At 69.9% G+C, this 12,770-nt stretch carries 7 protein-coding genes and 1 tRNA gene; all 8 read right to left on the bottom strand.

Going from position 1 to position 12,770, the window contains the following annotated elements; genetic code table 11:
• Window positions 1–41: 41 nt before the first annotated feature.
• The 8 genes from ACZ6NC_RS24235 to rpoB all read right to left on the bottom strand — a co-directional run bounded on the left by ACZ6NC_RS24235 (window position 42) and on the right by rpoB (window position 12,329).
• The gene (locus tag ACZ6NC_RS24235) at window positions 42–782 is read right to left on the bottom strand and encodes an SIR2 family NAD-dependent protein deacylase (protein WP_465735865.1); all 741 of its coding nucleotides are present in this window, start codon (window positions 780–782) and stop codon (window positions 42–44) included.
• A gap of 259 nt (window positions 783–1,041) precedes the next feature.
• Window positions 1,042–1,650, bottom strand: coding sequence for a hypothetical protein (locus tag ACZ6NC_RS24230; RefSeq protein WP_465735864.1), 609 nt, complete (start codon window positions 1,648–1,650; stop codon window positions 1,042–1,044).
• Window positions 1,651–1,813: 163 nt separating this feature from the next.
• Window positions 1,814–2,503: a response regulator gene (locus ACZ6NC_RS24225; protein WP_465735863.1), complete on the bottom strand. Its 690-nt coding sequence runs from the start codon at window positions 2,501–2,503 to the stop codon at window positions 1,814–1,816.
• A complete protein-coding gene (locus ACZ6NC_RS24220; protein ID WP_465735862.1) occupies window positions 2,500–3,777 on the bottom strand; it encodes a sensor histidine kinase in 1,278 nt (425 codons plus the stop codon). The genes ACZ6NC_RS24225 and ACZ6NC_RS24220 overlap by 4 nt, the downstream gene beginning before the upstream one ends.
• Window positions 3,770–4,441 (bottom strand): DUF4097 family beta strand repeat-containing protein, encoded by a 672-nt coding sequence (locus ACZ6NC_RS24215; RefSeq protein WP_465735861.1) that lies wholly within the window; start codon window positions 4,439–4,441, stop codon window positions 3,770–3,772. The genes ACZ6NC_RS24220 and ACZ6NC_RS24215 overlap by 8 nt, the downstream gene beginning before the upstream one ends.
• A gap of 182 nt (window positions 4,442–4,623) precedes the next feature.
• Window positions 4,624–4,697: transfer RNA gene (locus ACZ6NC_RS24210), tRNA-Met, on the bottom strand.
• Between the two features lie 162 nt (window positions 4,698–4,859).
• Window positions 4,860–8,750: a DNA-directed RNA polymerase subunit beta' gene (locus ACZ6NC_RS24205; protein ID WP_465548940.1), complete on the bottom strand. Its 3,891-nt coding sequence runs from the start codon at window positions 8,748–8,750 to the stop codon at window positions 4,860–4,862.
• A 102-nt stretch (window positions 8,751–8,852) separates the two neighbouring features.
• Window positions 8,853–12,329, bottom strand: coding sequence for a DNA-directed RNA polymerase subunit beta (gene rpoB, locus ACZ6NC_RS24200; protein WP_465735860.1), 3,477 nt, complete (start codon window positions 12,327–12,329; stop codon window positions 8,853–8,855).
• Between the last annotated feature and the right edge of the window lie 441 nt (window positions 12,330–12,770).

Below are 12,770 nucleotides of genomic sequence, written 5' to 3'. Positions count from 1 at the left end.
GGGTAGCCGGGGTGATCATCGTACGCACGCGGCCTGAGGGCCTAGGAGTGTTCGGCCACCAGCTTCTGCACCAGCGCCGGGAGGGCGGTGGAGATCGGCTCGCGGATCACCTCGTCGGCGACCTCGTCGAACGGCGTGGGCTCGCCGTTCATGACGACCAGCCGGGCCCCGCACTCCCGGGCGATCTGCGGGAGCGCCGCCACCGGGTAGACCTGGAGGCTGGTGCCGACGGCGACGAAGAGGTCGCAGGCCTTGGCGATGGCGTCGGCCTGCTGGAGCACCACCGGGTCGAGGCTCTCGCCGAACATCACCGTGCGTGGCTTGAGCACGCCGCCGCACTCCCGGCAGGGCGGGTCGGGCTCGCCGGCCGCCACCCGCTCCAGCACCTCCTCCATCGGGCCGGCCGCCCGGCAGTCCACGCACTGCACCTCCCGGGCGGTGCCGTGCAGTTCGAGCACCTTGCGGGCGGGCAGGCCGGCCCGCTGGTGCAGGCCGTCGACGTTCTGGGTGAGCACCCGCACCGGGAGGCCGCTGCGCTCCAGCCCGACCAGCGCCCGGTGGCCGGCGTTGGGCTCGGCGGCGAGCGCGCCCGCGTCCCGGCGCATCAGCCAGGCCCGGCGGCGGACCTGCGGATCGGCCAGGTACGGCCCGATGGTGACCAGCTCCTGGGCCTTCGGGTCACGCTGCCAGAGGCCGTTCGGGCCGCGGTAGTCGGGGATACCCGAGTCGGTGGAGATACCGGCACCGGTCAGCACGGCGATCAGCGGGCGCTTGGCGTTCATGCCCCGGACGGTACGGGCCTGGACCGTCGGCCCGCCACCGAAAATCCGCGTGCGCCGCGCCGACTCCCGTCACGCACGCACCGGCCCGGTCACCGCGACCGGACACCGAGGGAGCCCCGGCAGGGCGCGGTCGGCGTACCGCCCGCCCGGATCCCGGGGCTGCTGGTCGGACCGGCTGCCGTCCATCCGGCCTTCCGGCTGCACCGACGCGGCGCGGCGCGGCCGCCCCACCCCCGTGGGAGCGGCTGCCCCGGCCCGTTCAGGCGACAGCCGGCTGCCGCACCCCGCCGAAGCCGGCCAGCGGGGCCAGCGCCGCCAGGTAGAGCGCGGCGGCCACCGGGATCATCGCCAGGTCGGCCGCCGTCATCGCGGTACCGACCAGCATCAGCACCGGGCTCCACCAGCGCAGCGTGCGCGCCCGGCCCACCGAGGCGACGACCAACAGCGCCAGCAGGCCGACGTAGAACAGCAGCGGGCCCACCGAGTAGAAGGCCGGCAGCACCCCGGGCCGGCTCTGGATGCTGTCGAACAGCCGGTGCTGGTCCGCCTTGTCGACGGCCACCGCCCCGACGTAGAGGTCGATGGCGATCTGCACCACCGAGGCCGCCAGCCCCGCGAAGGCCACCCCCGCAGCTGCGCCGGCGGCGAGCCGGCCCGCCGTGGTGCGCGGTGCGAGCAACCCGCGCAGGGCGGCGAGCACCGGGCCGAACAGCAGCAGCCCCACCAGCATCAGGCTGTGGCCGACCAACCAGCCGGGGCCCGGGTCCCGGGAGCCGTCCAGCAGCCGGATGCCGCCGTAGAGCGCCATCAGGGCGGGGCCGCCGACGACGGCGAACGGGGTGAGGCGGTCGAGCCTGGTGGTGGTCATGGGTGCTCTCCGGTCTGCGAGTTCGTTTCCGACACCCCAGATGCTGTCCGTCGGACCCCTCGTCGCGGATCGCCCGCACCGGCGAACCCGCCGCCTCCCCCACGCGGGGGAGTCCCCCTCAGGAACCCCGGACGAGCCCCTCAGGAGCCCCCGCGGGCGGGCGTCAGCCCTCCCCCGCGACGACCGCCCCCGCCTCGTACGCGAACACCACCGCATGCACCCGGTCCCGCAGCCCCAGCTTGCTCAGCACATTGCTGACGTGCGTCTTCACCGTGTGCTCGCTCACCACCAGCTCGGCCGCGATCTCCGCGTTGGAGAGCCCGCGCGCCAGCAGCCGCAGCGTCTCCTGCTCACGCGCGGTCAGCTGCTCCAGCAGCCGGGACGGCGCCCGCACGCCCTGCGCGGACTGCGCCGCCCCGCCCGGCCGGCGGGCGGCGAACTCCCCGATCAGCCGCTTCGTCACCGAGGGCGCCAGCAGCGCCTCACCGGAGGCCACCATCCGCACCCCGTGGGCCAGGTCGTCCCGCCGGACGTCCTTCAGCAGGAATCCGCTGGCCCCCGCGTACAGCGCGTCGAAGACGTAGTCGTCGATGTCGAAGGTGGTCAGCATGATCACCTTGGTGGCCGGGTACTCCGCGCAGACCCGGCGGGCCGCCTCCAGGCCGTCCATCACCGGCATCCGGACGTCCAGCAGCAGCACGTCCGGGCCGTGCTCGCGCACCGCCGCGATCGCCTCCACGCCGTCGCAGGCCTCCGCGACCACCTCGATGTCCGGCTGTGCGTCCAGGATCATCCCGAACCCGGCCCGCACCAGCTCCTGGTCGTCCGCGACGACCACCCGTATCGGCGTCATCCGCCCACCCTCTCCGCCAGGCCCGCTGCGCCCAACGGCAGCCGGGCACTCACCAGGAAACCCCTGCCCTCCGGCCCGGGCCCGGCCTCGGCGTGCCCGCCGCAGGCCGCCGCCCGCTCCCGGATCCCGACCAGCCCCCGCCCACCGGACCAGTCGCTCACCGTACGGTCGGCGCGCGTCCGCACCCCGTGCCCGTCGTCGGACACCACGACCTCCAGCTCGCCCCCCGCCCGGACCACCCGTACCGAGGCCCCGGCGGCACCGGAGTGCTTCACCGTGTTGGTCAGCGCCTCCTGGACGATCCGGTACGCGGCCGCCTCCACGTCGGCCGGCAGCGGCCCGTCGGACCCGCCCAGTTCCAGCTCCACCCGCAGGCCGGCCCCGCGCACCCGCTCGGCCAGCGCCGCCAGCTCGGCCAGCCGCGGCTGCGGCGCCAGCTCCGGCGCCGCGCCCTCCTCCTTCAGCACGCCGAGCACCCGCCGCAGCTGCACCATCGCGTCGCGCCCCGAGTCGGCGATGGTGTCGAACGCCTTGATCGCCCGCTCCGGACTGCTGTGCACCACCAGCGGCCCCGCCTCCGCCTGGATCACCATCAGCGAGACGGCGTGCGCCAGGATGTCGTGCATCTCCCGGGCGATCCGGGCCCGCTCCTCCGCCACCGCCCGCGCCGCGTCACTGGCCGCCCGCTGCCCGGCCTCCCGCGCCCGCTCCGCCTCCACCAGCGCGAGCCGGCGCAGCTCCCGTACCAGCGAGCCGAAGACGAAGGTGCCGACGGTCAGCAGCAGGCTGAAGAACGCCCCGTTCACCGAGTGGGTGCCGAGGATGTTGGAGACCAGCAGGATCAGCAGCAGCAGCCCGCGCTGCCAGTCCCGGGCCCGGTCCGCCACCGTGTAGATGGTGAGCACCGCGTACACCGGGATCTGCGGCATCACCGAGTGGGCGACCACCGACACCGGGACGGACGCCAGCCCGCTGAGCGCGGCCACCAGCAGCGGCGCCCGGCGGCGCCACGGCAGCGGCAGGGCCGTGCCGAGCGTCATCAGGTAGATCCACCACGGCCAGGCGGTGTCGTCGTTGTAGACCGACCAGAACGACACCGCGGCCGAGAACAGTGCCAGCGGCACGTCCAGCACGTACGGGTTCACCCCGGCCAGCCGGCTCCGCCAGCGCGCCACCAGCCCCATCACCGCTCCTCCCCCGGGTGCGGGGAGGCCGTCCCCGCGGAGAAGATCATGCCCCACCGGGACGACCACCGGCGCGCGGCGCTCAGCCATGGGCGACCGTCACGCCCCCGGTCTCCGTCCGCGCCAGGATGCTGTGCTGCGCCCCCGGCTGCCGGGGCACCGTCACGTCGACCCCACCCGTGCCCGCGCTCGCGTCCACCGCGTAGGCGTCCCCGGCGGGGACCTTGAGCCGCACCCCGCCGGTCTGCGCCCGCGCCTCGACCTTCCCCGGGGCGGTGGCGAACGACGCCTCGATACCGCCCGTCCCCGTCCGCAGCAGCGCCGTCGGCGAGGTCAGCCCGCTCGCCTCCACCCCGCCGGTGGAGACCGTCGCCTCCACCTCGCCCGCCAGCCCGGCCAGCTTCACCCCGCCGGTCTCGGCGGTCACCCGCACCTTGGTCCCGGCCGGCACGTCCACCTCGTACCCGATCCCGCAGTCCTCGCAGTCGTACGTCAGCGTCAGCGTGCCGTCCTTCAGCTCGTGGCTGCTCCGCGGGGCCTCGCCGTGGAAGCTCTGGTGCTCGGACACCTTCACCGCGTCCCCGCCCCCGCGCACCGTGACCCCGCCGGTGTGCCCGGCGATCACCAGCTCCCGCACCGGCCCGGACACCCCGTAGGCGACGTCCCGCCGCTGCTCGTCGTCCCCGGCCCAGCACCCCGACATCCCGAGCAGTACCGCCCCGGTGATTGCCGCCGCCCCCAGTACCCGCTTCATTTCCGGCTCCCCTCCAACGCTGGTTCCTCCGACGCCGAGAAGCCTCCCCCGCCACCCCCGGGCTCCACCTCGCCCGCCCGGGCGGTTTCCCCGGCTCCCCCGTGCGGGGGAGCCGGGGAGCCCGAAGACCCGGGAAACGCCGAAGGGCCCGGAGGCTAGATGCCTTCGGGCCCTTCGACTTGTAGCGGGGACAGGATTTGAACCTGCGACCTCTGGGTTATGAGCCCAGCGAGCTACCGAGCTGCTCCACCCCGCGTCGGTAAACACGACTCTACGCGACCTCGCCCGGGAAACCTAATCGGTTTCGCTTTCGCCCCGGATCCACGGCGGCGCCGGCCCGGAAACGCCGCCGGGCGGCCACCCCGTGAGGGGTGACCGCCCGAGCGGTTGGTGCCCGGCGTCGAGCACCGGAGCTGACTCAGCCGGTGTACGGGCCGTAGTCGTAGTCGTCCAGCGGGACCGCCTGGCCGGAGCCGGCGCCGAAGGGCGACAGGTCGTAGTCGTCGTAGCCGACGGCCGAGTACATGGCGGCCTTGGCCTCCTCGGTCGGCTCGACCCGGATGTTGCGGTAGCGGGGCAGACCCGTACCGGCCGGGATGAGCTTACCGAGGATGACGTTCTCCTTGAGGCCCAGCAGCGGGTCCGACTTGGCGTGGATCGCCGCGTCGGTGAGGACCCGGGTCGTCTCCTGGAAGGAGGCGGCCGACAGCCAGGACTCGGTGGCCAGCGAGGCCTTGGTGATACCCATCAGCTGCGGACGGCCGGAGGCGGGGTGACCGCCCTCGGAGACCACGCGACGGTTCTCGGTCTCGAAGCGCCCGCGCTCGACGAGCTCGCCCGGGAGCAGCTCGGCGTCGCCCGACTCGATGATCGTCACGCGGCGGAGCATCTGCCGGATGATGATCTCGATGTGCTTGTCGTGGATCGACACACCCTGCGAGTTGTAGACCTTCTGGACCTCGGCGACCAGGTGGATCTGGACGGCACGCTGGCCCATGATCCGCAGCACGTCGTGCGGGTTGGTGGCACCCATGGTCAGCTTCTGGCCGACCTCGACCGCCTCGCCCTCGCTGACGAGCAGCTTCACACGCTTCGAGACCGGGTAGGCGATCTCGTCGGTGCCGTCGTCCGGCGTGACGACCAGCTTGCGGGTCTTCTCGGTGTCCTCGATGCGGACCCGGCCCTGCGCCTCCGAGATCGGGGCCACACCCTTGGGGGTACGGGCCTCGAAGAGCTCGACGACACGGGGCAGACCCTGGGTGATGTCGTCACCGGCCACACCACCGGTGTGGAAGGTACGCATGGTCAGCTGGGTACCGGGCTCACCGATGGACTGGGCGGCGATGATGCCGACCGCCTCACCGATGTCGACCAGCTTGCCGGTGGCCAGCGAGCGCCCGTAGCACATGGCGCAGGTGCCGACGGCCGACTCACAGGTCAGGATCGAGCGGGTCTTGACCTCGCCGATGCCGTGGCGGATCAGCTCGTCGATCAGCACGTCACCGAGGTCGGTGTTGGCGGTGGCAAGGAGCTTGCCGTCCACCGTGATGTCCTCGGCGAGCATGCGGGCGTAGACGCTGGTCTCGACGTCGTCCGTCTTGCGCAGGACGCCGTTCTCGACCGTGCCGATCGCCAGCTTGAGGCCGCGCTCGGTGCCGCAGTCCTCCTCGCGGATGATGACGTCCTGCGAGACGTCGACCAGACGACGGGTGAGGTAGCCCGAGTCGGCGGTACGCAGGGCGGTGTCGGCCAGACCCTTACGGGCACCGTGGGTCGAGATGAAGTACTCGAGAACGGTGAGGCCCTCACGGAACGACGCCTTGATGGGACGGGGAATCGTCTCGTTCTTGGCGTTGGACACCAGACCACGCATACCGGCGATCTGACGCATCTGCATCATGTTTCCACGAGCACCCGAGTCGACCATCATGAAGATGGGGTTCGTCTTCGGGAAGTTCGCGTTCATGGCCTCGGCGACCTCGTTGGTCGCCTGGGTCCAGATGCCGATGAGCTCCTGCTTGCGCTCGTCGTTGGTGATCAGGCCGCGCTCGTACTGACGCTGGACCTTCTCCGCCTTCGCCTCGTAGCCCTCGAGGATCTGGGGCTTGGTCGGCGGGACGACGACGTCGGAGATCGAGACGGTGACACCCGAGCGGGTGGCCCAGTGGAAGCCGGCCGCCTTCAGGTTGTCCAGGGTCGCCGCGACGACGACCTTGGGGTAGCGCTCCGCCAGGTCGTTGACGATCGCGGAGAGCTGCTTCTTGCCCACCTCGTAGTCGACGAACGGGTAGTCCTCGGGCAGCAGCTCGTTGAAGAGCGCGCGGCCCAGGGTGGTCTTCAGGCGGAAGGACTCGCCCTCGAACCAGCTCGACTGACCGTCCTCGTCGACCGGCGGGGTCCAGCCACGGGGCGGGACGGTGCCGATCGGCAGACGGACGTCGATGACGGCCTGGACGTCCAGCTCCTTGGCGTCGAACGCCATGACGGCCTCGGCGGTGGAGGAGAAGGAACGGCCACCGCCCTTCACCTCCTCACGGTCCGAGGTGAGGAAGAACAGGCCGAGCACCATGTCCTGGGTCGGCATGGTGACGGGGCGACCGTCGGCCGGCTTCAGGATGTTGTTCGAGGACAGCATCAGGATGCGGGCCTCGGCCTGCGCCTCCGCGGAGAGCGGCAGGTGGACGGCCATCTGGTCACCGTCGAAGTCCGCGTTGAACGCGGTGCAGACGAGCGGGTGGATCTGGATGGCCTTGCCCTCGACCAGCTGAGGCTCGAAGGCCTGGATGCCGAGGCGGTGCAGGGTGGGTGCACGGTTCAGCAGCACCGGGTGCTCGGCGATGACCTCTTCGAGGACGTCCCACACGACCGGGCGAGCGCGCTCGACCATGCGCTTGGCCGACTTGATGTTCTGCGCGTGGTTCAGGTCGACCAGGCGCTTCATCACGAACGGCTTGAAGAGCTCCAGCGCCATGGCCTTGGGCAGACCACACTGGTGCAGCTTGAGCTGCGGGCCGACGACGATGACCGAACGGGCCGAGTAGTCGACTCGCTTGCCGAGCAGGTTCTGGCGGAAACGACCCTGCTTGCCCTTCAGCATGTCGCTGAGGGACTTCAGCGGACGGTTGCCGGGGCCCGTGACCGGGCGACCACGACGGCCGTTGTCGAACAGGGCGTCGACGGCCTCCTGCAGCATGCGCTTCTCGTTGTTCACGATGATCTCGGGAGCACCGAGGTCGAGAAGCCGCTTCAGGCGGTTGTTGCGGTTGATGACGCGGCGGTACAGGTCGTTCAGGTCGGAGGTCGCGAAGCGGCCACCGTCCAGCTGCACCATCGGACGCAGGTCCGGCGGGATGACCGGGACGCAGTCCAGCACCATGCCGTTGGGCTTGTTGGTGGTCTGCAGGAACGCGGAGACGACCTTGAGGCGCTTCAGCGCACGGGTCTTCTTCTGGCCCTTGCCGGTGCGGATGATCTCGCGCAGGCGCTCGGACTCCTCCGCCAGGTCGAAGGTCTCGAGGCGGTCCTTGAGGGCCGCCGCGCCCATCGAGCCGGAGAAGTAGGTGCCGAAGCGGTCGCGCAGCTCGCGGTAGAGCAGCTCGTCGCCCTCGAGGTCCTGGACCTTGAGGTTCTTGAAGCGGGCCCACACCTCGTCGAGGCGGTCGAGCTCGCGCTGCGCACGGTCGCGCAGCTGCTTCATCTCGCGCTCGGCACCCTCGCGCACCTTGCGGCGCACGTCGGCCTTGGCGCCCTCGGCCTCCAGCTCGGCCAGGTCGGTCTCGGCCTTCTTGGCACGGGCCTCGAGGTCGGAGTCGCGGCGGTTCTCGATCTGCTGGCGCTCGACCGAGACGTGCGCCTCCAGGGACGGCAGGTCGCGCTGGCGGCGCTCGTCGTCGACCCAGGTGATCATGTAGGCGGCGAAGTAGATGACCTTCTCGAGGTCCTTCGGCGCCAGGTCGAGCAGGTAGCCCAGGCGGGACGGGACACCCTTGAAGTACCAGATGTGGGTGACCGGGGCGGCCAGCTCGATGTGGCCCATCCGCTCACGGCGCACCTTGGCGCGGGTCACCTCGACGCCGCAGCGCTCACAGATGATGCCCTTGAAGCGGACGCGCTTGTACTTGCCGCAGTAGCACTCCCAGTCCCGGGTCGGACCGAAGATCTTCTCGCAGAAGAGTCCGTCCTTTTCGGGCTTCAGGGTGCGGTAGTTGATGGTCTCCGGCTTCTTGACCTCGCCGTGCGACCACTGGCGGATGTCGTCGGCGGTGGCCAGGCCGATGCGGAGCTCGTCGAAGAAGTTGACGTCAAGCACTGGTCGTCAAGCCCTCTTTCGTAAGTCGAGAGTCGTTCATGTGGTCTGAGGGGGGCCTGGGGGCGGGCCGGCTCTCAGTGGTAAGAGCCGGCCCAGCCTCCGTCAGACCTCTTCGACGCTGCTCGGCTCGCGCCGGGACAGGTCGATGCCGAGCTCCTCGGCGGCGCGGAACACGTCCTCGTCGGAGTCCCGCATCTCGATGGACTGGCCGTCCGAGGACAGCACCTCCACGTTGAGGCAGAGCGACTGCATTTCCTTGATGAGCACCTTGAAGGACTCGGGAATGCCGGGCTCGGGGATGTTCTCGCCCTTGACGATGGCCTCGTAGACCTTCACGCGGCCGAGAACGTCGTCGGACTTGATGGTGAGCAGCTCCTGCAGCGCGTAGGCCGCGCCGTACGCCTCAAGGGCCCACACCTCCATCTCACCGAAGCGCTGACCACCGAACTGCGCCTTACCACCGAGCGGCTGCTGGGTGATCATCGAGTACGGGCCGGTCGAACGGGCGTGCAGCTTGTCGTCGACCAGGTGGTGCAGCTTGAGGATGTACATGTAGCCGACCGAGACCGGCATCGGGAACGGCTCGCCGGAGCGGCCGTCGAACAGGCGGGCCTTGCCGGTGGAGTTCACCAGGCGCTCACCGTCACGGGTGAGGGTGGTGTTGTCCAGCAGACCGGTGATCTCGTCCTCGCGGGCGCCGTCGAAGACCGGGGTGGCGAGGTTGGTGCCGCCCTCGACCGTGTCGGCGCCGATCGCCTGCAGGCGCTGGGCCCACTCGTCGGCGAGGCCGGAGACGTCCCAGCCCTGCTTGGCGAGCCACCCGAGGTGAATCTCCAGGACCTGCCCGGGGTTCATTCGGGACGGGACGCCCAGCGGGTTGAGGATGATGTCGACCGGGGTGCCGTCCTCCAGGAACGGCATGTCCTCGACCGGCAGGATCTTGGAGATGACACCCTTGTTGCCGTGGCGGCCGGCGAGCTTGTCACCGTTGGTGATCTTGCGCTTCTGGGCCACGTAGACGCGGACCAGCTGGTTCACGCCCGGGGGCAGCTCGTCGCCCTCTTCACGGTCGAAGACGCGGACGCCGATGACCTTGCCGGACTCACCGTGCGGCACCTTCAGCGAGGTGTCGCGGACCTCACGGGCCTTCTCGCCGAAGATCGCGCGGAGCAGGCGCTCCTCCGGGGTCAGCTCGGTCTCACCCTTGGGCGTGACCTTGCCGACCAGGATGTCGCCGGTGACGACGTCGGCGCCGATGCGGATGATTCCGCGCTCGTCGAGGTCGGCGAGGACCTCCTCGGAGACGTTCGGGATGTCCCGGGTGATCTCCTCGGGGCCGAGCTTGGTGTCACGGGCGTCGACCTCGTGCTCCTCGATGTGGATCGAGGAGAGGACGTCGTCCTGGACGAGGCGCTGCGACAGGATGATCGCGTCCTCGTAGTTGTGACCCTCCCACGACATGAACGCCACGAGCAGGTTCTTGCCGAGGGCCATCTCGCCCTCGTCGGTGCAAGGACCGTCGGCCAGCACCTGGCCGGCCTCGACCCGGGCGCCCTCGTCCACGAGCACCTTCTGGTTGAAGGCGGTGCCCTGGTTGGAGCGGGTGAACTTGGCAGCGCGGTACGTGGTGTACGTGCCGTCGTCGTTGGCCACGGTGACGTAGTCGGCCGAGACCTCCTGGACGACACCGGCCTTCTCGGCGGTGATGACGTCCGCGGCGTCGACGGCGCAGCGGTACTCCATGCCGGTACCGACCAGCGGAGCCTCGCTCTTCAGCAGCGGCACCGCCTGGCGCATCATGTTCGAGCCCATGAGCGCGCGGTTGGCGTCGTCGTGCTCGAGGAACGGGATCATGGCGGTCGCGACCGACACCATCTGGCGCGGCGAGACGTCCATGTAGTCGATCTCGGTGCCCGGGATGTAGTCGATCTCGCCACCACGGCGGCGGACCAGGACACGCGGCTCCGCGAAGGTCAGCTCCGCCGTCAGCGGGGCGTTGGCCTGCGCGATGACGTAGCGGTCCTCCTCGTCGGCCGTGAGGTAGTCGACCTGCTCGGTGACGACACCCTCGATGACCTTGCGGTACGGGGTCTCGATGAAGCCGAACGCGTTGACCCGGCCGTACGAGGCCAGCGACCCGATCAGACCGATGTTCGGGCCTTCGGGGGTCTCGATCGGACACATGCGGCCGTAGTGCGAGGGGTGCACGTCACGGACCTCGAAGCCGGCGCGCTCACGGGAGAGACCGCCGGGGCCGAGCGCGGACAGACGACGCTTGTGGGTCAGGCCCGACAGCGGGTTCGTCTGGTCCATGAACTGCGACAGCTGGCTGGTGCCGAAGAACTCCTTGATGGAGGCGACGACCGGCCGGATGTTGATCAGGGTCTGCGGCGTGATCGCCTCGACGTCCTGGGTGGTCATGCGCTCGCGCACGACGCGCTCCATACGAGCCAGACCCGTACGGACCTGGTTCTGGATGAGCTCGCCGACGTTGCGCAGACGACGGTTGCCGAAGTGGTCGATGTCGTCGACCTCGACCACGATGTCGCGGCCCTCGTCGTCACGCCACTCGGTCTCGCCCGCGTGCAGCTTCACCAGGTACTTGATCGCACCGATGATGTCGGGCTCGGTGAGCACGCCGGAGTCCAGCGACTCGGCGTTGCCCAGCTTGCGGTTGACCTTGTAACGGCCGACCTTCGCGAGGTCATAGCGCTTCGGGTTGAAGTAGAGGTTCTCCAACAGCGTCTGCGCGGCCTCACGCGTGGGCGGCTCGCCCGGGCGCAGCTTGCGGTAGATGTCCAGCAGCGCGTCGTCCTGGCCCTGGGTGTGGTCCTTCTCCAGGGTGGCGCGCATCGACTCGTACTCGCCGAACTCCTCGAGAATCATCTCGTTGGTCCAGCCGAGCGCCTTGAGCAGCACGGTGACGGACTGCTTGCGCTTGCGGTCGATGCGGACGCCGACCATGTCGCGCTTGTCGATCTCCATCTCCAGCCAGGCACCACGCGAGGGGATGACCTTGCAGGAGTAGATGTCCTTGTCGGACACCTTGTCCAGGGTGGAGTCGAAGTACACACCCGGGGAGCGGACCAGCTGCGAGACGACGACACGCTCGGTGCCGTTGATCACGAACGTGCCCTTGTGGGTCATGAGCGGGAAGTCGCCCATGAAGACCGTCTGAGACTTGATCTCACCGGTCTCGTTGTTGGTGAACTCGGCCGTGACGAAGAGCGGAGCCGCGAACGTGAAGTCGCGGTCCTTGCACTCGTCAATGGAGTTCTTCGGCGGCTCGAAACGGTGGTCGCGGAAGGTCAGCGACATCGACCCACTGAAGTCCTCGATCGGGGAGATCTCTTCGAAGATCTCCTCCAGACCGGACTTCGTGGGGACGTCCTGACCACTCTCCAGGGCCGCCTCGACCCGGGACTTCCAGGCCGCGTTGCCGAGCAGCCAGTCAAAGCTCTCGGTCTGCAGGGCCAGGAGGTTCGGGACCTCGAGGGGCTCCTTGATCTTCGCGAACGAAACGCGGAGCGGGGCGGTGGATGCGGCGGAATTGTTCGAGGCGTTGCGCGGCGCGGCCAAGAGGGGGGTCCTTCCGAGGGCTCGGAGCTCACTGCGCGCGTACCGGCCGGGCCTGGAAAGGCTTGGTCCCACCTCCCTCGCCACTGGCCTCTGCCGGGGGTGAAACCCGAGGTCAGAGCCGTTTTGCGGAGGCGGTGCCAGACCCCTTCAGGGCAACGCAAACTCCGGGCGACGAGTCACGGAGCAGCTAACAGGCAGCGCAAAGGGACAGTGTAGCCAAACGGCACACTGCTGTCCAGCTCTGATTCGGAAACCGAATCGGAGACTCCTCCCGGTAGCCGGCGGACGCGAACGCCCACCGGGTACTGCACCGGCCCGGGCACTCCCGGGCCTCCACCACTCACGTGGAGTCACTTCCCGCCGGAGGCGCTGGTTATGCATCCAGCAACAAACCAACCGGGCGGACTCGCGCCTTGAGAATCGCGCGCCGCGCCTGGTTCG

Source organism: Kitasatospora sp. NPDC041988 (genome assembly GCF_055588525.1).
This window is presented reverse-complemented; position numbering and strand designations above follow the sequence as displayed.

Coding starts and splice junctions, on each gene's coding strand:
- ACZ6NC_RS24235 (WP_465735865.1), bottom strand. CDS start 782: ATGAACGCCAAGCGCCCGCTGATCGCCGTGCTGACCGGTGCCGGTATC.
- ACZ6NC_RS24230 (WP_465735864.1), bottom strand. CDS start 1,650: ATGACCACCACCAGGCTCGACCGCCTCACCCCGTTCGCCGTCGTCGGC.
- ACZ6NC_RS24225 (WP_465735863.1), bottom strand. CDS start 2,503: ATGACGCCGATACGGGTGGTCGTCGCGGACGACCAGGAGCTGGTGCGG.
- ACZ6NC_RS24220 (WP_465735862.1), bottom strand. CDS start 3,777: ATGGCTGAGCGCCGCGCGCCGGTGGTCGTCCCGGTGGGGCATGATCTT.
- ACZ6NC_RS24215 (WP_465735861.1), bottom strand. CDS start 4,441: ATGAAGCGGGTACTGGGGGCGGCGGCAATCACCGGGGCGGTACTGCTC.